Annotated in this window: 14 protein-coding genes; 6 read left to right on the forward strand and 8 right to left on the reverse strand. The window is 49.6% G+C overall.

What is annotated here, in order from left to right; all coding sequences use genetic code 11:
- The first annotated feature begins 401 nt into the window (after nt 1-401).
- Nucleotides 402-743 carry a hypothetical protein gene (locus U2F10_RS12935; RefSeq protein WP_163700246.1) on the forward strand — a complete coding sequence of 114 codons (342 nt, stop codon included), beginning with the start codon at nt 402-404 and terminating at the stop codon, nt 741-743.
- A gap of 121 nt (nt 744-864) precedes the next feature.
- Here U2F10_RS12935 and U2F10_RS12940 read toward each other — a convergent pair whose 3' ends face one another.
- On the reverse strand, nt 865-3,420 hold the full coding sequence (locus tag U2F10_RS12940) for a CHAT domain-containing protein (RefSeq protein WP_499872332.1): 2,556 nt from the start codon (nt 3,418-3,420) through the stop codon (nt 865-867).
- Between the two features lie 358 nt (nt 3,421-3,778).
- Here U2F10_RS12940 and U2F10_RS12945 point away from each other — a divergent pair, with 358 nt between their 5' ends.
- Complete coding sequence (locus U2F10_RS12945) at nt 3,779-5,020, forward strand: SGNH/GDSL hydrolase family protein (protein ID WP_499872333.1); 1,242 nt, start codon at nt 3,779-3,781, stop codon at nt 5,018-5,020.
- 72 nt (nt 5,021-5,092) lie between these two features.
- Here U2F10_RS12945 and U2F10_RS12950 read toward each other — a convergent pair whose 3' ends face one another.
- Both U2F10_RS12950 and U2F10_RS12955 read right to left on the reverse strand, forming a co-directional pair.
- Complete coding sequence (locus U2F10_RS12950) at nt 5,093-5,956, reverse strand: M23 family metallopeptidase (RefSeq protein WP_431732050.1); 864 nt, start codon at nt 5,954-5,956, stop codon at nt 5,093-5,095.
- 249 nt (nt 5,957-6,205) lie between these two features.
- Nucleotides 6,206-6,409, reverse strand: a complete 204-nt coding sequence (locus tag U2F10_RS12955; RefSeq protein ID WP_163668076.1) for a hypothetical protein — start codon at nt 6,407-6,409, stop codon at nt 6,206-6,208.
- Nucleotides 6,410-6,687: 278 nt separating this feature from the next.
- On the opposite strand from U2F10_RS12955, the gene U2F10_RS12960 reads away from it, so the two are divergent.
- Nucleotides 6,688-7,875, forward strand: a complete 1,188-nt coding sequence (locus tag U2F10_RS12960; protein WP_163700237.1) for a n-acyl-d-glucosamine 2-epimerase — start codon at nt 6,688-6,690, stop codon at nt 7,873-7,875.
- Here the strand turns inward: U2F10_RS12960 and U2F10_RS12965 are convergent.
- Nucleotides 7,872-8,078, reverse strand: coding sequence for a hypothetical protein (locus U2F10_RS12965; RefSeq protein WP_163700234.1), 207 nt, complete (start codon nt 8,076-8,078; stop codon nt 7,872-7,874). The two genes, U2F10_RS12960 and U2F10_RS12965, sit on opposite strands and share 4 nt — an antisense overlap.
- Nucleotides 8,079-9,530: 1,452 nt before the next feature.
- On the opposite strand from U2F10_RS12965, the gene U2F10_RS12970 reads away from it, so the two are divergent.
- Nucleotides 9,531-10,517 (forward strand): RNA polymerase sigma factor, RpoD/SigA family, encoded by a 987-nt coding sequence (locus U2F10_RS12970; protein WP_006514862.1) that lies wholly within the window; start codon nt 9,531-9,533, stop codon nt 10,515-10,517.
- 180 nt (nt 10,518-10,697) lie between these two features.
- Here U2F10_RS12970 and fmt read toward each other — a convergent pair whose 3' ends face one another.
- The 4 genes from fmt to U2F10_RS12990 form a co-directional block, all read right to left on the reverse strand.
- Entirely contained in the window at nt 10,698-11,687 is a 990-nt protein-coding gene (fmt, locus tag U2F10_RS12975) for a methionyl-tRNA formyltransferase (RefSeq protein ID WP_499872335.1), read from the reverse strand.
- 145 nt (nt 11,688-11,832) lie between these two features.
- Entirely contained in the window at nt 11,833-12,849 is a 1,017-nt protein-coding gene (locus tag U2F10_RS12980) for an OmpA family protein (RefSeq protein ID WP_499872336.1), read from the reverse strand.
- A 137-nt stretch (nt 12,850-12,986) separates the two neighbouring features.
- Nucleotides 12,987-14,528, reverse strand: a complete 1,542-nt coding sequence (locus tag U2F10_RS12985) for a DUF4335 domain-containing protein (protein WP_499872337.1) — start codon at nt 14,526-14,528, stop codon at nt 12,987-12,989.
- Entirely contained in the window at nt 14,525-15,133 is a 609-nt protein-coding gene (locus U2F10_RS12990) for a DUF3038 domain-containing protein (protein ID WP_163664873.1), read from the reverse strand. The genes U2F10_RS12985 and U2F10_RS12990 overlap by 4 nt, the downstream gene beginning before the upstream one ends.
- A gap of 386 nt (nt 15,134-15,519) precedes the next feature.
- Here U2F10_RS12990 and U2F10_RS12995 point away from each other — a divergent pair, with 386 nt between their 5' ends.
- Nucleotides 15,520-17,022, forward strand: a complete 1,503-nt coding sequence (locus tag U2F10_RS12995) for a DNA recombination protein RmuC (protein WP_499866832.1) — start codon at nt 15,520-15,522, stop codon at nt 17,020-17,022.
- A gap of 99 nt (nt 17,023-17,121) precedes the next feature.
- Nucleotides 17,122-20,370, forward strand: a complete 3,249-nt coding sequence (locus U2F10_RS13000) for a cyclic nucleotide-binding domain-containing protein (RefSeq protein WP_499872338.1) — start codon at nt 17,122-17,124, stop codon at nt 20,368-20,370.
- Nucleotides 20,371-20,846 lie beyond the last annotated feature (476 nt).

The following is a 20,846-nucleotide window of genomic DNA, read 5'->3' on the forward strand; positions in this document are numbered from 1 at the left end:
TTATAGTCATCGTCACCAAAGTCTGCCAACGAACTCCAATGTTCGGCTGTAAAACATTTCGTGAAACAGCTGCATTCTTTACAGGATTTTCATTTGGCACAGATAGTTACCCCTTAGTGATGAAGGCTACAACACTTTTCATCATTTCGTCACAACAACTTTACGATTGCCCCAGACGTATGCATGGCAAGGCATAGATAATGACAGTGACATCACAATCACGCCCCCTGGCTTTGGCCCCATAGCGCTCAAATGGATTGAAGGACAATGGAAGACACTTCATCAGATATCATGAATAAGCTATTGGCAACAAACGCTTAATTTAAAAAGGGCCGAGAATATATCACTCGCGCGCTGTGCTTAATGACTTGATATTTACCTGCGCACTATGGTCAAGACCCATGGAACGATTACTTGAGCGTGTCAATAGAGATCTTCAGCTGGACATTTCTTCCCTAATTCGTACCGTTGAGGAACCAGGGCAAACCCTGGTTCAGCTAATTGCTGAGATCTCTGTAGATATCGAACAGCTTCGACAGTTTATTGACCATCGTATTGCACAACAGCCTTTTGCAGAATCAGCAGCAAATGCAAAAGATATGCCTAGGGATGCAGAATACAAACTTAAAAAACATACTCATCAAGTCACTAAACTCAGGTCTTCTCTGCTGAAGTTAGAGGCTAAGGTGGCTGAAGCTAAATGGGTTTTAGCTAGGCTTGGAGAAAGTTCTGAGGCTGAATAATCTTTTGGGCTAATTTATAGCCGCTCTCGGTTTGAATAACTATAGTCTGTCGGTGTAAGTGAGTAGGCAATAGGGAGTGGGGTGAATGCAATGTGAGGCTCTACAAAACTCAGAACTAGTCTTAGAGCCCAATCAAAAAGAATGCGGCCCAGTCGCGAGGATCGGGATGATCTGCCAATGTATGCAACATGGCCTGTCGCAGGGCAACGGCCTTATCTGGTTCAATTTGTAGCTGCTGATAAAACTCAGTCATGAGCATTGCCGTTGCCTCATCGGGTACGGCCCACAGGGAAGCCACCAGGTTATTGGCACCCGCTGCTAAAAATGAGCGGGAAAGTCCCACAACACCGTCACCCGTAATCTGCCCTCGTCCTGTATTACAGGCACTGAGCACCACCAGGTCGGCCTTGAGATCAAGCTGCATTACTTCTTGGGCAGTTAGCAACCCATCGTCAGGCTGGTCACGGTCACCTTTTTCACGGGTGGGGGTCAATGCGATCGCACTACTCAACCCATGGCGTTCATCCAGTAAACCATGGGTGGCTAAATGGATAATATCGGCATCGGCCAACCGTTCACGCACGGCGGTTTCTGTCGCCGCAGTCCCCAATAAGGGAACAGTATTGAGAATGGGTGCGATCGCAACGGCCTCTGCCTCTGCCCCCGGTAAATCCGTCAGGGGCATGGGTGGCCCCCCCACCCTAAAGGGCACCGACGGCATTTCAGGATTGCCCACGATCACCGCTGATGCCGCTTGAGCACGGTCAATTCCCACCACCAGGGCCTCACCGGATTGTTGCACCAGGCGTTGTTGTAGAAAATGCAGCGTCTGTAGCGACGGTGTTGTGCCTAACGTATGATTCTCAATCAGATACTGCCCCTGGGCATTTTGCAAAGCCGGAAAAGGCACCAAAAATAGCTCCCGATGGGGAACAATGATGACCTTTTCCGCTGGGGCCTCGGGTAAATACTGAGCGATTGGAGCAATCAGCAGATCGTAAAGTTGTTTCAAGTCTGCCTGGGCCATATCTTGGCTGGCTTGGGCGGTCTGCACCCCACCACCCCACGAATTAAACCCACGCACCCCGAGACTATCCTGGCTAGCGGTCAACTTATCCCTCAGGGCATGGGGCTGCTGAGTCAGATCCACCTGTTCAAAGGCAATCTCTCCATCGGGGTTAACCACCCAAATAAATAGGGTTCGATCGTTAAACTGGCTGCGTCCAGGGGACGGTTGGCGAATAATGGAATACTGCACCAGTGTGGTCCCCTGCTTTTTAGCCAGTGCCTTAATGTGAGCAATCGTTAGGTCTGCCACAGGCACAGGTGTGGCTGTCTCCAGGGTTTGGGCAGCCAGTAATTCCACAAAGGCCCGCGCCCGTCCTCGCTCTGCCACCACCAGGGCAGCCTCCATATCCCCCTGCTCAATCAGCACCTGCTGTAGCTGATCGTACCGATAAGATTGGGTCTCAAACAGCGAAACCTTATTACTATCCTGTAGACCAGGCTCTAGGGCTTCAAACTTATCCAATACCCCATACAGCGTTTCTTTAGCCTGAGATAGATTGCCTTTGGCCCGATAAATCTCAGCCAGGCCACTGAGGGCATTGATCTGCCCCACTTCATCATGGTGATGTCTGGCCCAGGCATAGGCGTCATTAAAGTACTCAAGGGCTGTTTCCCGATCCTGCCTGACGTAGAGCTGCCCTAAATGATCTAGGGTGCGGCTATATTCTGGCCCGACATACTTGTCTCGATAGCCCAGGGCTTCAGTAAACGTTTCCAGTGCCTTGTTAAACGCCCCCTGCTCGGCATAGAGCTCTCCCAAGCTGTTGAGAATATTGGCTAGCTCGTGCCACTGCCCCTGGGAAATAGCGATGTCCTTTGCCTCTAAATACGTGGCCCGCGCCTTGTCATAGGTTTGCTGCTGCCGATAAACATGCCCTAAACCATTGAGATACCGAGGTATGCCCTCCCAATACCCTACGGATCTGGCTTCCCCCAGGGCGGTTTGATAAGCAGACTCTGCCTGGCCGTAGTCCCCAAGCATGTAATAGAGGCTGCCCACTTCCCCCAGGGCTCGAGTGCGATCCACCCGGTCTGAGCTTCGGGACAGGGTAGCGTGTAGCGTATCCAGCGCCCGACCGTATTGTCCCGTGTGCCGATAGACCTCTCCTAGGGCTAAATTAAGCCGATTTTGTTCTGAAAAATCTTGCAGGAACCCCCGCTGCACCTGACGCAGCTGCTGCCAACTACGGGTAATATTTCCCTGTTCTAGCCAGATCAACGCCTGCATTAAAAAACCTCGATGGCGTTGAGCAACGGCTGTAGAGGCGGGTATGGTTAGCTGATTTGCTTGATTCAGGGTCTGCTGGGCCCGGTTGAAATCGCCCAAACGATAGTGGGCAAAACTCAGGTCCACCAGGCTATTGTGCTCGCCGATCGGGTCTCCTGCACTGCGGTATAACTCACTGGCCATGGTCAACGGACGCAGCGCGGCTCGACTGCTGCCCATACGTAGAAAGTTTTTTGCTTGTTGATACTGGATCTGGGCAGCCTCAACAGATTTGGCCCTGACAGGCCCATTCACTTGGGCAGTTCTAGCCTCGCCTGCCTGACCCACACCCATTAGCAGACTGATGCCTAACAGCCAGCTAACCGTTCGAAAACCTGCCATAAATGCCTAAATCTGTGACAACCAACCATAAAATCTATGCCACCTGAAAGATTGATAAAAGCATCAATCTTTCCGTGTCTACAATCCCACACTGGTAATTTAAGGACGGTTATCCACTTAATCGCCCGTGGGGCACATTGCTTACTCTGACGAATACAGTATGAAATTTGATTCATCCAGTCCATGGACATGGGGCCAGGCCAGCAAATTTTTGCGGGGTTTCGCCACAGCGAAGTGTCCAACCTTAACCCAACGTTTACAAAAGCTGTTGCTATCCTTTGAGAAATAGTCACAATCAGAGACCACCGCCGTCACACTGTGGTTATATATACCGCTGGTGGGTTAGCAAATTGACAGCATGAAAGTTCTAGATAAACGACACCGGATCATGGCCTTGCTATTTGGCTTGGCAATTTTGGTGTCGCTGGGATTTTGGTTCAGCCGTGGCGATGTGAATGGTCCCAATCCTGCTTTTGCGGCAAGGAGTAATTTTTGGGCCGACCGACGAGTGGCGGCAGCCCTGGAGTCTGGGTTTGAGCAAGCTGATAAGGCAGCGGAGTTAGGCCAAACCGCCAGTAACGCTGACCAATGGGATCAGGTCGTTAAAGCATGGACAGATGCGATCGCAACCTTGCAAACCATTCCGGCCCAAAGCCCGGAGCGCTTCTTTGCCCAGCGTAAGCAGCAGGAGTACTTACAAAATCTGGCCTTTGCCCAACGGCAGGCCAACCAACTCAGCTGGCCCAATGTGTTTCCCAGTTTAGGCAGCCCCGTCTTAGATGAACAATTGCGGCTCTACCTGAGCTATTTAGCCACGTTTGGCCCACCGGACATCCTGGTGATTGGTAGCTCCCGCACCATCCAGGGGATAAACCCACAGATCCTCCAAACAGATTTAGAAACACAGGGATATCCCGTGCGGGTGTTTAACTTCAGCATTAACGGCGCTACGGCCCAGGTGATGAACTTTGTCCTCCAGCGACTGCTCACCTCAGATCAACTGCCCAGACTGGTGATTTGGGGGGATGGTTCGCGGGCATTTAACAGCCGTCGTGTTGATGCCACCTTTGCCAACATTCTCAAGTCACCGGGATACCGGGCCGTGCTGGCAGGGGAAAAGCCAGGGTTTAGCAATCGAGCCTCTATCCCCAGACCGCCTAGCAGTATTAATGCCTATGGCTTTTTGCCAGTTGCCGATGTATTTGACCCGGCTGCGTTCTATCAAACCTATCCGCGCATTAGCGGACGCTACGATGGGTTTTATAACCCGTTTGGTTTGACAGGGTTACAGCTGGGGTCGTTGCGATCGCTAGTGGGCTATCTCAAAAGCCGCAATATTGAATTGGTCTATGTTCATCTTCCCCTCAGCGGCGACTACCTAGACGACTTTCGTCTCCCCCTTGATCAACGCTTCCAACAGTTTTTACAAACCCAAAGCCAGCGTCAGGGATTTGCCGTCATTGACCTGCTTCTGCAATGGCGTCAACAAAATGCCTTCTTTGCTGACCCCAGTCACTTAAACCAGGCAGGCGCAACCAGCATCGCGCAACAGTTAGCGCGCGACCCATTAGTGCTAGAAAAATTGAATGCCTTAAAATAAATAAGAAAAGAGCAATTATAAAATCTCAATAACAACAACCAAACTCTCTTCCTAAAGTAGGTCAGCTGCCCACTACTCAAAGCCGTTATAGCGCCAGGGTACGGGATCAACCGCCACCTGATTCATATATAGCCCCCAGTGTAAATGGGGGCCAGTGGACGCACCGGTGGAACCAATGGCCCCCACTTGCTGACCTGCACTTACGAAATCTCCCTCATTCACATCAATGCGACTGAGGTGAATCATGATACTCAACAGCCCCTGACCGTGATCAATGCCAACGGTATTACCATGGAGCTCAAATCCATCACTCACACGACCCACTAGGCGGATATACCCAGCCGCAGGAGCTACTACCGGTGTTCCAGTTCCCGCAGCATAATCCACACCACGATGGTAGTAGTTTTCGGCAAACTCACCATTGTAATAACGCCGTACGCCATATTCTGAACTCACCCTGCCCTGACTCGGACGCAACAATGTGCCCCGCCAATGGCGCTCAGGACTCACCAGTTGCTTAAAGGCATCCACTCGATCAAATTCATGGTCCGTGCCCAGGCTACCGCTACCTCGCAGTGTGATCCGCTGGGTCCGGAAGCTACGGTTGCGTAAACCGACGGCCAGATTGCGGGTTTCTTCATCACCACTGACCTGGATCACGATACGCCCCGGCGTATCCAGAGGACTGGTGGGAACAAACGCGCGAAAGCGATTATCGGATAGGGGAAAACTGGGATATTCTTTACCATTGGCAATAACTGTGGGAGGAGAGCTAGCACCGTTTCTAGCTTTCACCATGACAGAAATGGTATCGCCCAGCTGAGGATCGTTGGGCGTAATAATAACATCATAGGCATGGGCCGCTTTGCCCATCAATCCCCATGACATCAACCCACCGGTTACCAATAGCCCTGCTAATACCTCTCGCCGCTGCATCACCATACTCTGCTAATTCCTTATGTTCTGTCTGGTTTAATCTGACCTTTGATTTGGTGAGAACCTGGCCGATATCTCACCCAACTAGGTATTAATCACCAATATCCCCTGACGATTGATTTACCACTAATGACATGTCGTCGATACCATGCTCTTAGTGGCTAGGTTTACAGAATAATACAGAGATTTTTTATCTGTTCGTGAATATATGCCATTTAAAATAGCCCAGTGGGAGCAGTTGGACTAAGACTACCGTGGATGTTTGCGACTCGGTATAAATACCTTGGCACAACACCCCATTATCAGGCTTGTCATAATCGCTGTCCCTAAGCAAGCCATCTGGGTGTCGATCACATCAAATGCAATACTTTCCATGGCTGCATTGGTCACCACGTCCTGGTATTCCACAATCTCTTGATATTTCAGTTCGATCAAGTCCTCGGAGAGCAACATAGACATTCATCCAGTCATCAGCAGTTTTACTAAGTAGATCCCTATTGGATGCTTTCCATAGACTGCCCGAGGAGATCGGCAACTCACCAAGTTACACTCATGTATCAAATTAGCGCGCCGAACCAGCGGGTCAAACCAGTGCGTCAAACCATAGGTAGTCCTGTGCAGTGGCCTGTAGCTTGGTGTAGTTTGTTCCTAAAAAACTTCAACTTTCTCTCCAATTACATCCAGACAAAGAGTGAGATAGTGTTCCCTATCTAGTTATCAACATTTGACTGATGCTGATCGAACGTCTATCCCACAAGGACTTTAGCGCCCTTGCCCAACTCTACAAATCCACACTGCTAGAGACAGTCTTGCCATTTTGGCAAAACCACTCATTAGATCGTGAGTGCGGCGGCTACTTTACTTGTCTAGACGTACAGGGAAATGTTTACGACACCGATAAGTTTATCTGGCTGCAAAACCGCCAAGTCTGGACCTTTTCCATGGTGTACAACCGCCTAGAACAACGTTCAGACTGGTTAGAGATGGCCCGCCACGGTGTTAACTTTTTGACCCAGCACGGTCGTGATCTTGAGGGTAACTGGTACTTTTCCTTAGATCGCCAAGGCCGTCCCTTAATACAGCCCTACAATATTTTTTCCGATTGCTTTGCCGCCATGGCCTTCAGTCAATACGCCCAGGCCTGTGGAGATAGCGAAGCTAAGGAAATTGCCCTACAGGCCTATAACAATGTTTTGCGTCGTCAAGATAATCCTAAAGGCCAGTACAACAAAGCTTACCCAGGCACACGCCCCATGAAGTCCTTGGCCATACCCATGATTTTGGCCAACCTCACCCTAGAAATGGACTGGTTGCTAACAACAGAATGCCTAGATGTAGTATTAAACCAAACCATTCACGCCGTTATGGAAGAGTTCCTAGATCCTGAGAGCGGCTTGATATATGAACACATTGCTCCAGATGGCACTCCCATCGACTGTTTTGAAGGTCGATTACTCAACCCTGGCCATGGCATCGAAGCCATGTGGTTCATGATGGACATTGGCCAGCGACGCCAGGACAACACCTTAATTAATCGCGCCATCGACACCACCCTAACAATTCTTGAACGGGGTTGGGACAATGAGTATGGCGGTATTTTCTACTTCTTAGACCGCATGGGCCATCCCCCTCAGCAACTAGAATGGAGCCAAAAACTGTGGTGGGTTCATTTAGAAACCTTAGTGGCCCTGCTATTGGGCTATCGACTCACCCAGCGAGATGACTGCTGGCAATGGTATCGCACCGTTCATAACTATGCATGGTCCCGGTTTAATGACCCAGACCACGGTGAATGGTTTGGCTATCTAAACCGCCAGGGCGATGTACTACTCCCCCTAAAAGGAGGAAAGTGGAAAGGCTGTTTCCATGTACCGAGGGCTCTATACCTGGGCTGGGAACACACTCAAGCAATGCTCTAACGCTTCGTTTTATTCTTCATCCGAGACGGGAGCGGACCTAAAAGCTCGTTAGCACAATTAATCCACTGTTCCGTCTGTTGGCGTAGCTGCTCCTCATCCACACCCTCAAACGGAAAATCCCTAGACAACTGTCGCCAAAATTCCGGATCCTGATTATGACTGGTGTGATCATATGAATTGTTGACAGGTTTGTTCGAAGCCATAAAATTCCTTGATCAGCTGAATAAGTCATGGGTACTCAACCGATCTCAAGGTGCCCAATGATACATAGCTTTTTAGGGTACTGAGGAAAATCAAGTGATATCGACGACAAACCGATTGCGGAAACCACGTGGTTTTGACCAGGAATGTCCTTATTTAACAACACTCTGGCACCCTGGGTACGTAAATATAGCTACCAATACACATTACTTATGCACAAGGAACTTAGACGGGGGCTGCCCAAGAACATCGGAGTAGAAAACCAGCAATGGTGATGCCGCCCCCTATGCGCGCCCCCACGACATTATGAGTCGCATTTTTGGAACAGAAAAATCACCAAAAGTCTTCCAAAGCTTTGACTGACAAGGATAATAAAACATGTAGACATGAGATAACCGCTGTATCAGGTTATTTCTAACGCCAAGCAACCCATGGGCCTTAACAAGCATCCAACATCAGAAACCTCTATCTCTTAGAGAATGATTAGCAATAACTTTAAGTACTGTGACACTCTTAGGGATAGTCATAGGTGTCACAGTACTTATTATTGCTGCTTAAAAGTGGAGCTATAATGTCGCCAACCGTGTTCTCCTTGCGTTACCTGGACTGCATTATTACGTCTTATTCTCAGTAATATCCCAATAATGGGGAAATTATGAGCGTTACCTACGTCCATACCAATAGTCCTCTACTTATTTTTACGCCTCCTTCAGTACAAATGAACTAAATCGTGGTATCATCCACCGATATCTATTAACCCTGGCAAGGTCTTAATTCTGTTTATAAAAAAGGGATTTATTTATTTCATTCATAGACCTCATTCATCCCACATATGGTGGATGTTAATTGCTAGGTTTAGTCTCGAAACAAGACAAAAGTTGTTCTAATGACTACAAAATTGTTTCTAGTTCGCCCCTAAACTTCATAGTCGCTTAAGTTCTCAAACAGACAGGTATAAGAATTTGTGGATACGTGCATAAATAATCCATAATCAGCCCATTCGGTTCGGTTATCGCCCAAGGAAAACCTCACCCAAACGCCTGAAAGCTTGAGGCATACTAGCACTACGGAGATTGTCGTTTACCCGCTCTTCTCTCAGCCAACTCTAATCTGAGACTTCTTAGATTTCTCATCTATTTACCTTAAAGTAACGGAATAGAGATGTGTTTATGAGAGTTGTTTAATCAAGTGTAATCATTTGTGTTACTTAGGGTAAAATTAAACTCATAATGAATCCGTTTTAAGTTCGTTTTTCAGAAATATAGGTACATGTTCAGCCTTGACCTAGGCGTTTGAAGCGGATTGTTAGAGCGATTCCATTAATTGCAATCCGATTTGTTGTGTTCTGCGTATTACCAGTAAAGTTCAACCTTTCGAATTCAACTCGTGGTTAAGGGTTCATAAATACCCTATACCTGGCACACTTTTCCAGCAGTGGAGGTCCATTACAAGCTATGTCGAAGCTGAAAGCCCCAAAACGAACTTCACCAGTTGCCTACAGTACTGATACCGTACGCACTTATCTTCAAGAGATTGGTCGCGTACCTCTACTCACTCATGAAGAAGAAATTGTGTTGGGTAAGCAGGTACAGTGCTTGATGGCTCTGCAGGAGACTAAAGATAAGTTAGACGAAGAACTCGGTCATGATGCGAATCGAGTCGAATGGTCGCAGGCTGCCGGTATTTCCGAGACAGAACTCGTCCATCAGCTACGGCACGGTGAACGGGCAAAGCGCAAAATGATCGAAGCTAACCTGCGCCTTGTAGTAGCAGTGGCTAAAAAGTATCAAAAGCGTAATTTAGAATTCCTAGATTTAATCCAGGAAGGTACTTTAGGTCTGGAGCGCGGTGTCGAAAAGTTTGACCCCATGAAAGGGTATAAGTTTTCCACCTATGCTTACTGGTGGATTCGTCAGGCAATTACCCGTGCGATCGCACAGCAGTCACGCACCATTCGTCTACCCATTCACATCACCGAAAAGCTCAATAAAATTAAGCGTGAGCAGCGCGTCCTTGCCCAGAAGTTAGGCCGTAGTCCATCAGTTGGTGAAATTGGTCAGGAGCTTGACCTCACCCCTGAACAAGTACGGGAATACCTAACCATGTCCCGTCAGCCCATATCTCTGGATGTCCGCATCGGCGACAACCAGGATACAGAGCTACAGGAGCTACTGGAGGACGACACCGTATCACCTGAGGATTACACGGTTCAGCAGTCCTTGCGTCAAGATATTCGCAATATGCTGACGGAACTCACTCCTCAGCAGAAGGAAGTGATCAATCTACGCTTTGGCCTGATCGACGGCACCCAGCTCTCCCTAGCTAAGGTAGGACAGCGGATGGGTATCAGCCGCGAGCGGGTTCGCCAGCTAGAACAACAGGCCCTTAAGCATCTACGTCGTCGTAAGGCAACGTTCCAAGGTTATTTGGCAGCTGGCTAAGGCCAATGTTCAAGTAACCTTGGCGGACTTTCCCAAGGTTAGACTAGCTTTTTCCTGGACATCTACAAACAAGCTCCTGGCTGAGGCCAGGAGTTTTTTTTGTCCCAAAATTGATACGCAATCCTGACCGATAACGCCCGGTATCGAAGGGCAACCATCGACGACCAGCAGCCCCTATGCCTAACCTAAGTTCTCTCCTAAAGCTAAACGACTGCCATTGGCAAAGGCCCACCCAGACTGAGATTTTTTACCCGCTGGCTGAACCTGACGGAGCAATAAATATCCATCACCTGTGCCAATGACAGGGCCATGATTTTTCCAAACAGCCATAACTTTGCCAGGCTCGGCAGGCTTTAGAGCCCCATAGGCATCTTTTAAAGTCCGATAGTCCTCAGGCAGTTGAGACCAGACGCCATCAAACAGAGGAATCGTCTCACTAACTTTAAGCGGCTGCTGTTGTAGCTGAGTGACACAGTTGGGATAGAAGCCCCGGATTTGGTTATGGATATCCAGAGCCGGACGCTGCCAGTCAATGACATAATCAGCTTTCTTAATCAGCGGCGCATAGGTGGCCTGCTCCTCAATTTGAGGAATGGGACGAATGGCTTGGCCATCTAGCTTATGAAGTGTGCTCAACAGCAGCTCAGCTGTGAGTTTAGACAAGGTATCAGCAATTGCCCAGGCGTTATCCAAGAGCCCAATGGGAATCTTTTCCTCTAGCAACATGGGGCCTGTATCCATACCGGCATCCATCAACATGGTGGTTACACCGGTCTCCGCCTCACCGTGGTATAAACTCCACTGAATGGGAGCAGCCCCACGGTAGGTGGGTAAAATCGAGCCATGACCATTGATTGACCCCAGTCGCGGCATATCCAAAATTTCTTGGGAAAGGATTTGGCCATAGGCAACTACCACAAAGGCATCAGCCTGACAGTGGCTGAGGAAGTCTAGAGCCTCAGCATCTTTTTTGATTTTTTGGGGTTGCCACACAGGAATCCCGGCTTCGGTAGCCACTGTTTTCACAGGGGAAGGGGTCACTTTACTGCCGCGCCCCCGCCGCTTATCTGGCTGAGTAACGACGGCAATAATATCAAAATCAGGGTCTTTAAGCAGACGAATAAGGCCAGGTACCGCAAATTGTGGAGTACCAAAGTAGACAACTTTCATTACAGGAATGGACACTGAATAAGTGAGTTGATTATCAGCATGCCCCTAACGGCGATCAATAGCAATTTCAATACGGCAAGATATCCCGGATGTCGCTAACGGCGATCAATAGCAATTTCAATACGGCAAGATATCTCGGATGTCGCTAACGGCGATCAATAGCAATTTCAATACGGCGATTGCGCTGACGAAATTGAGGGTTGCTATTGTCAGTAATGGGCTGGCTTTGGCCATAGCCGATGGTAACCCAACGGTTTTCGTCTGGTAAGTTGCCAGCCAGATAGGCCCTGAGGGCGTTTGCCTGTTGAAATGCCAAGCTCATGCTTTGGGATGGCTCCATCCGGTCATCGGTGTGGCTACCAATTAAAATCGTAGCCTTCGGATATTGGCGAAGATCTCCAAAAATGCTGTTGAGGAGTTCTGGAGCAGTAGCCAACAAACGTGCTTCTCCAGGGGCAAACAGTGCATCACTCGGTAGGGTGATCTTCAGTTCGGTGGTTTCTAATAGGGGATGGTGCACCTGTGGGGTATTTTCTTCTGGTTGCGGCTCATCGGCAACGGCGGTTGTGGAAACAGGTTGCACACCTGGCTCATCAGACTGGTCAGGGATAAGGCGTCGCTCTAAATTTGCCAGCCTACTCTCAACATCTGCAGTGGACTGCGCTCGACCTAGTTTGCTTTCCAAGTCATACAAACGCTTACGAATGGTTTCAAATTCTTGCTGAAGAGCGGCGAATTCTTCCTCAGCGATCTGACGTTCTCGATTATTCAAAGCTGGTGGTGGTGTCGTTAAAGGCTCAATCGGCTGAGTGGGTATGGGTATCGGTTCAATACGAGTTTCTAGAGGGGGCGCAGGTCGCCAGCGGCTAGGCAAGCGATAGATTTCTGTAAACACTCGATTGGTTCGCCGCAGCACCACTTCCTGCAGAGGCATCCGTTTGGTGGGGGCTGAGACTACTCTAGATGCACCAATTCCCAACAACCAGGCAACCGGGACACCGGCTAGCAATAGTCCTAATGCCAGTAAGCCATGTCCTGCCCGGTTTATCCAACGACGACGACAAGAGGGCGACGGCGGCACAGCCTCCATGGTAGGAGCCGTGGGTGAGGGGTCAGGGCTTGGATAGAGTGAAGGAAGTTCAGGGTATTGCTCATTAGACACAGCAATGCTCCTTGAGTCGTGATTAGTGCCGAGGATCCGGTAAAGACCAGGATCAAGGCTGTTCTAAGCTGTGAGCTTAACCCAAAATACTCATGGAGAAGCGTAAAGCCCCACAAAATTTAGAACTAAGAACTGAGTTAATTCTCAGGCCAACCATCCCAGGGATTAACTTCCACGATATTGTCGTCACTAATTACGACTAAAAAATCCAGCTGCGGCTGCTCGTCACTAGAGTCTTTGATCAGACTCGGTAGATTGAAATCATCTACATACCGCTCGGCGACTGCATTAGTGGCTTCATAACCCGTCACATTACCTTCCTGGTCGAGACGAATCCGATAGCGAACTTCTGGTCCGGTTCGGTCTGGAGCACGGTTTTGGATAATGGTTCGTCGCAGCCCTTGATTGAGCGCATAAATACGATCTACGTCTTGAATGGGTGTAGTTATTGCCGCAAGGGTTTCAGCCGCCGTTTCAGCACTCCGCCCTGTAACAGTCTCACTGTTTGGCACGGATGATTGCTCGGATGTTTCATTGTCAGACTCTTCTGGCAGATCCTCGTCTTCTACCGACTCCGACTCGACCACCTCAAGATTCACCGCATCAGGGGTCACCGCCTCGGGTTCAACTGTGCTTAGCTGGTCAGACACCACTGCAACGGTGCCATCTGGTGCGAAGGCAACCTCAAACTGAGCCACTGATGCTACAGATGTTTCATCCACTGGAATGTAGGTCAGTTCAGGTAGGGGAGTACTATCCAAGTTTTCCAGGGAAGCGCTATCCACTGGGTTATAGCCAACAATATCGCCGTTGGCAGCAACGGAGATCTGATAGCGCAGTGGTTGCTCAAAGGTTGTATCACTGGATAAACCGTCGCTAATTTGCCCTTGCACCTGCTGTTGTAGAGCTGTTAGCTGTTCAGTATCAGTAATAAGAGGGGGTTGAGACGATGTTTCTGCATCTTCGCTGATCTCGCCATCCTCAGCCCCCTCTTCAGGCACCTCGGATGTCGGTGCCGTTCCGTCTGCATCGGTATCAATGGCGATTTCATTCTCTATTTGCTCTTCCAATGCAGCAGAATTCTGCTGCAGACCTTCTGGTTCAGTCAGTTCTGGCACCGGCAAGAAGAACAGCCCCAGAGCAGCCACAGCCAATGTGCCTAAGCCGAGAACTGGCGGGACAGCTCGTTTCGCTAGCGGTTCCTCAGGCCTGACATACTTACGAGGCAGAGGCGCAAGGGGCACTGCCACATCGGGTAAGGTTTGAGTATCCGCGTAAAACTGATCGATAGCCTCAGCCATATCAAACAGCTGTACCGTTGAAAGCTTAATGTTTTTGGGAGCCTTCCCATCTGTCTCATCACCGGATGAGTCGTTGAGGCACTCAGGCTGGACGATGAGACGATGGTATTGGCCTTCATCCGCTTCAACCGTCACCAGAGATGTCTGGGATACCATGTGCTCGGGATGGTCGAGACCACTCAGCAAACGTTGACAGTAGGCGCTAACCGCACTGTTGAGCGCCTTAAAAAACTCCGTCCCCCCCGATAGAGATTGTTCAATTCCTACGATCTTAAACTCAGCATTGGCCAGTATTGAGAGCACATTGGAGGCATCTGCACTGAGGCCTTCTAATATTAGACTGCAGTTTGGCAGCACATACTGTCGTTTAATGGTCATGATATCTCCCCATCAAAGAGGCTGGCCCAGAGTCGTTCTTCACCGCGAGTGCCTGTACAGATCAGGAGCTGAGTTAGTAGCGAGAGTGCCAGCTGATCGAGTTTTTCATCTTTGCTGTAGGTAATCACCATCGCCCGTTTGGGATTCATACGAGCCCGGAAATGGGAGCGAAATCGCTTTAAGTATTTAGCTAAGCGAAAATGGTGATCGAGAGAAAGCTGGTGATCTTGGAGTTGTTGGTAGCCCAAAAACAGCTGGCGAATCAGCACCGTTAATTTACGACATAGATAGCAGACCACTAACACCAGAGCCTTAGCTTCTTCTAGAGTGAGGGGCTGACGCTGATTAAATTTTCGCAGCGGATTGGTACTACGCAACCGCCAAAGATGAACGCGACTCCTAAGTACATCTTGCAGCCCCAGATCTTTGATGGCTGCCAACATCACTTGAGATGCATTAAGCTCAAGGGCCTCAACGGCAAGCATGATAAAGTCTAGCTGCGTTTTTGCCCGACGGGGGCATTCATCGCTTTGGATTCCGTAGTTTGGCAGCTTGTCCAATATCGGAGATCTGAGAAGTTTCTCTGGTGGGCTTTTAACGGTCATTCCCTATAAGGCTCTTGATGAATTTAGTCGCTGCGCTGAATGTAAATGGATGTGTACGCGTAGTCCAAAAAGACCAGCTCCTATCAAAACATAAACCACATCCATGTTGAAACCCTGAGTTTTCCACTAGAAAAACTTAAGTTCTCACAGTTAATATGGCTCAGCTGAACTAGACCAATGGCCCTGTCTATAGATTAGCCATGGGCTGCGAATACCACATTTATCATCAACCCTTATTCATATCTTTTATGAAAGTACCCGGTGACTACGGCAGAATCAACGCAACTCACTTAAACACCTGCGCATTATGGCGGGTTGAGTAGCGATTTTACGATTGAGAATTAGGATGATACTCTATGGTGCAATAGTAAATCTGTACTTAGCCTATGCAGTGGCCGGTAATTTTTCTGGCAGGGGCAGGGTTGGGCTGTCTAATGAGTTGGCTTATTTGGCAGTCTCGATATCAAGCCGTGAGGGAACGTGCCAAGCATGATCTGGTAGCAGAACGCGCCACCATGATTGAGCAGTTACACGCTAAAGATGAACAGCTCAGCGCTCTGCAACAACAAATCCACAGTTTGCAGACCAGACTTGAACAAGAACGGCAAACGCTGACCCAGGAGGCTGCACAGCGAGCGGTGGCTGAAAGTAAAGCTGCTCAGACCGTAGCTTTGCAAACAGAAAATCAACGGTTGCAGGCAGAGAAGAGCCAGCTCACAGTGCGACTGGCCCAGAGCCAAACCCAGTTACAAACGCAACAGCAGACCACCGACGAAAAGCTAGCATTGTTAAACCAAGCCCGAGAGCAAATGGTGGAGGCATTTAAGGTCCTTTCAGCTGAAGCTTTACGGACTAACAACGAGACGTTTTTGAACCTGGCCCAAACAAAACTAGGGCAGTTTCATACTCAGTCGAGCAGTGAGTTACTGCAACGACAGCAAGCTATTGATGGCCTGGTGCAGCCGTTGCAATCGTCTTTGAGCAAAGTAGAAACCTACTTACAGGATTTAGAACGTAATCGGCTATCGGCCTATAGTCAGCTGAGCGAGCAAATTACTCAGCTGGCCACAGGACAGTTGCAGCTCCAAACGGAAACTGCCAATTTAACCAAGGCGCTGAGGGCTCCCAATGTGCGGGGTCGCTGGGGAGAAATTCAGCTGAAGCGGGTGGTAGAGATTGCGGGGATGGTGGAGCACTGTGATTTTGCCCAGCAGGTAACGACCGGTAACGGTGCACTACGCCCTGATATGGTGGTGCAGCTACCCCAGCAGCGCCGCATTGTTGTGGATGCCAAGGCTCCTCTGGCAGCTTACTTGGAAGCATTGGATATGACCGATGAAGCCCTACGGCTGAATAAACTCAAGGAGCATGCCCAGCAGGTGCGTCGACATATTCAGCAACTGGGTCAAAAAGCCTACTGGGATCAGTTTCAACCCAGCCCTGAATTTGTGGTGTTGTTTTTACCTGGGGAAATCTTCTTCAGTGCTGCGCTGGAACAAGACCCTAGTCTAATCGAAGCCGGTATTGCCCAGCGGGTGATTTTAGCCACCCCCACCACACTGATTGCTTTGCTTAAGGCCGTGGCCTATGGCTGGCAGCAGGATGCCGTTACAGAAAATGCTCAGCAGATTAGTACCCTGGGTCGAGAACTGTATGACCGGATGCGGGTATTTACCGGACATCTGCAAAAAATGCGGCGGGGGTTGGATTCTACCGTCGACACCTTTAATAAAGCAGTGGGATCTTTAGAAAATCGGGTGCTGGTGAGTGCGCGTAAATTTAAAGCCCTAGGAGCAGCAGCCGGTGATGACTTGGACACCATTGAACCCATCGATCGGTTACCCCGTTCTGTACAGCCTTTAGCATTAGAGGATATGGGGGAAGATTAGACCCATTCATAGCCATACACCAATACGAGATAACTAAATTCTTCATTTTTTTGTCATGGACGTTTAATAGTATGGAAAAGCTATGAACTGATGTCGTTGATGCTAACCGCGTTTAAATCTTTACAGGATAGCCGGCTGACCCAGCTGTTACTGCTTGCAGTGACGGTGTTGGTGCAGAGTGTGATGGCGATCGCGGTGGCTAATTCTATCTTTGTCAGCCAGCTGGGGGCTGAACGGCTACCGATTGCATTTATTTTGATTGGCCTCTGCTCCATGCCTGCCTATATCTGCATCAGCCAGGTGGTGCAGCGGGTTCGCAGCACTGAGCTGTTTTGTGGAGCACTGGTGGTATTGCTGATGCTGGTGGTCGCTCTACGGCTGGCTTTGCCCCTGGATATGGCTCCTGTTTACTATGGATTACTGATTGTCAGTTTTTTTCAGTGGGATATTTGTAACAATATCCTTTACCCCAGTTTGCTGACTGACTACTTTAATACCCTGGAGTACAAGCAGTATGCTCCCTATATTGGTATTAGCCAGGCGGTGGGTGCCTTAGTCGGCGGTAGTTTGGTGGGTGGGTTATCGCGGTGGTTGAGCACCCAGAATTTACTGCTGTGTTTGCCAGTGGTGATTGCGATCGCACTGCTGCAACTCGCCTATCTCGACCGTACCCAGCGCCCCCTCAGCAAACAGCCCAGTGAAACCGTTGGTGTCATCGAATCGCTCCAGTCATTTCCCGAACTGGCCAAGCGCTATCCACTGGTTATTTTTCTGGCGGCCAGCAGCTTTTTGCTGGTGATCATTTACCTCAGTTCTGAATTTCTTTGGTTTAGCATCTACGGCCAGGAGTTTACACAACGGGCCCTGACTGGCTTTTTGGGCCTGATGCGAGTGGTGGTAAGCATTGTCCAAATGGTGGTGCTTTACGGTCTGACTCGGCCTCTACTGCGCTGGCTGGGGGTAGCTCGCATGAACGTGGTCTTTCCATTGACCACCCTGGCCGCATTTATGGGGCTGGGGGTCAACGGCCAGCTGCCAGCTGCCATTGGTTTACAGCTCAACAGCGATGCCCTCTATAAAGCGATTAATCTACCGGTCCATCAGCTTAACTACAACGCCATCCCCAAAGAATTTATGGGGCGGATTCGCACCTTGAGCGACGGGTTTATCTATGCCGTGGGGCTAACCTGTGCAGGCGCATTTTTATGGCTGGGTGAACATACCCTCAGTCTGGAGCAAATCACCTGGCTAGTCTGCAGTCTGGTCATGCTATTTTTGCTAGTGCGGCTGCCCATGGGACGCTTTTATACCGCTGGGCTAGAGGATCTGATTCGCACAGATGCCATTGACCTCGATCAGCTGGCCAGCCGTCAGGCGGTATTACCCCTGAAGGCAACGATTCAGACCCTGCTACAGTCAGACGAGCGCTACGACCAGATTAAAGGTCTGGAATTAGCAACGCGGGTGGGAGAACCGGGGGAGTTTTTAGACGATGTGCTGACCCTGTTGCCAGGGGCAGATCGCCAGGTGCGATCGGCGGTGGTGTCGTTATTTAGCGAAGGAGTTTCAGAAGAAGGGGTAGGGCCAAACGCTGAGCTAGAGCCAGACGAGACAGGAGAAGCCGGACTCTGGTCTGTTTGGCAAGAGCAACTGACACCAGAGCAGCCGCTCGCCTGTCGGCTAACGGCGTTGGAAATTCTCATGGTGCAGCAACAGCCGATTGAGGATGAGATTTTGGATGAGCTGATTGCGCAGGCTGATCTAAGTTTGAGATCCCTAGCCATGGTGGCCAGACTGCAGGGGACCGCGCTCACGGATACGGCATTTTCAGAGATTGAACAGTATGGGCTGGATGAAGGGGTGGCAAAGGCGGTCATCCGTGTAGTGGCACGCAGTGCCGATGAAACACTGCTGGAATTCTTGACCACACGCCTTTTGCCCCACGGCAGTGCTGACACGAAACAGCTAGGCCTAGAAACCCTGGCTAAGTTGGGTGAAACCATGCCCGATGCGGCCCGCCTCAAGACCCTGGCCCTGGCTCAGCAGCATTTTTCCCACGAGCAACCTGGGGTGAGAATTGCGGCCCTCACCCTATGGCAACAAAGCCATGGGAATCTGGTGCCCCTGGCCACTGCCTTAGGCGACGTTCACCCTCGGGTACGGGAACAGGCGGCTACTTTGCTGGCGGCTAAGGGAGGTCTGACTGAGGCTAAGGAACAGCTGGGGTCTGATAATCGACAGACAGTAAATAGTGCGATCGCAGCTATCGGTAAAATTCGCACCCGCCAGGCCAGCGACATTTTGTATGCCCACCTGGCAGATGATTTTCAGCAGGTGGGTCACACCCGTCGTTGGCAAACCCAGATTCCCCAGGATGAGCCCAACTGGAAGCCCCTGGCCGTTGCCATTGAAGACTATCATCAGCGGCTGATTCAAAAGGTGCTCTATGTGCTGTCCAGCCTGGGCCATAGCCGCACTGTGAATACGGTGAACCAGATTTTTGCCACCACAGACAGTCGCGATCGCTCCAATGCAGTCGAGGTATTAGCATCCCTCAGCCACCGTCGGTTTATCTTGCCACTGTTACCATTACTAGAGCAAGATACCGACGGCGTGGGGACAGCCCAAGGGTCTCAACCCTCGCTTCACTGGCTACGGAATAAAGGTTATAAGATTCTGTTAGAAGCAATTGAATCTAAAGATCGCTGGTTGCGAGCCGGAGCGTTAATCGCTTTGGCCAAAATTCCTCGGGCATCGTTAAAAGATATAGATCCTGTGGTTCAGTCCGTGGCCCGTGACTTGTTCCCCACGCCACCCCTGCTACAGGATGTCTACACAGCACTACAGCCATCTACACCCGACACACTTATGAATCGTCTGATTATCCTCAAAGATGTCGCCCTGTTTCAAAATCTCTCTTTAGATGAGCTATTACTAATTGATGAAGCTCTTGTGCCTCAGCAGTTTATGGCAAGTACAACTATCTTTGAAGAGGGTAGCTGGGGGTCTCATCTGTATATCATCGCGTCGGGAATAGTGCAGATTGTGAAGACTGTAGATGATGAACAAAAAGAGATTAAGCAGCTGATGACAGGTAATTATTTTGGTGAGATTGCCTTGTTTGACGATGCACCCCGTTGGAATGGGGCAATTGCGAAAGATGATTGCATGTTGCTGAAGTTGGAGAAACAGCGGTTTATTAGTTTAACGACGCAGCGCCCTCACATTTTGTTGGAGATTTGCCGATTTATGAGTCAGCAACTACGGGAGACAGACAAATTTCGATCAGCAAAGAAGTTTGTGGCGAGTGGTGCCCATGTGGAGGATGAGACACTACAAAATTGTTAGAGGCTTATAATTAGTAGCGACGATAAGGATATAAGTCGGTTGACCCAATTAGCTATCAGATACAGAGGCCCCCTCCCACCTCCCAATCCTAGGCTACGGTGTATACACAAGTCCTGGATACTAGCATTCGCGGTTGTCTAACCCCCTCTAACTCCCCCTTGGTAAGGAGGAGGACCGGAGTTTCCCCCCTTACCAAGGGGGGATTAAGGGGGGTAATGCAGGAGTTTGAACCATCTTCCGAGATGTGTGTACACGGTAGCCGATCCTAGGGGAGGCCAGACTCAAAGCTCCCAGGATTGGGGAGGGCAAAATCCACAAAGTTAAACAGCTTGTTCACACCTTATAGAGGATTGAGTTCACCCGCTTATCCTGTCTAAACGAAAGATAACTATATATTAGGAATTATCAATAAATCATCTAATTTTCATCAGTAACCAGTTGAGCCTTACTCGCAATATGCAAGCATAGAATCATTT

This window comes from Leptothoe sp. EHU-05/26/07-4 (genome assembly GCF_043421015.1).
GTDB classification, from domain to species: domain Bacteria; phylum Cyanobacteriota; class Cyanobacteriia; order Phormidesmidales; family Phormidesmidaceae; genus Leptothoe; species Leptothoe turfae.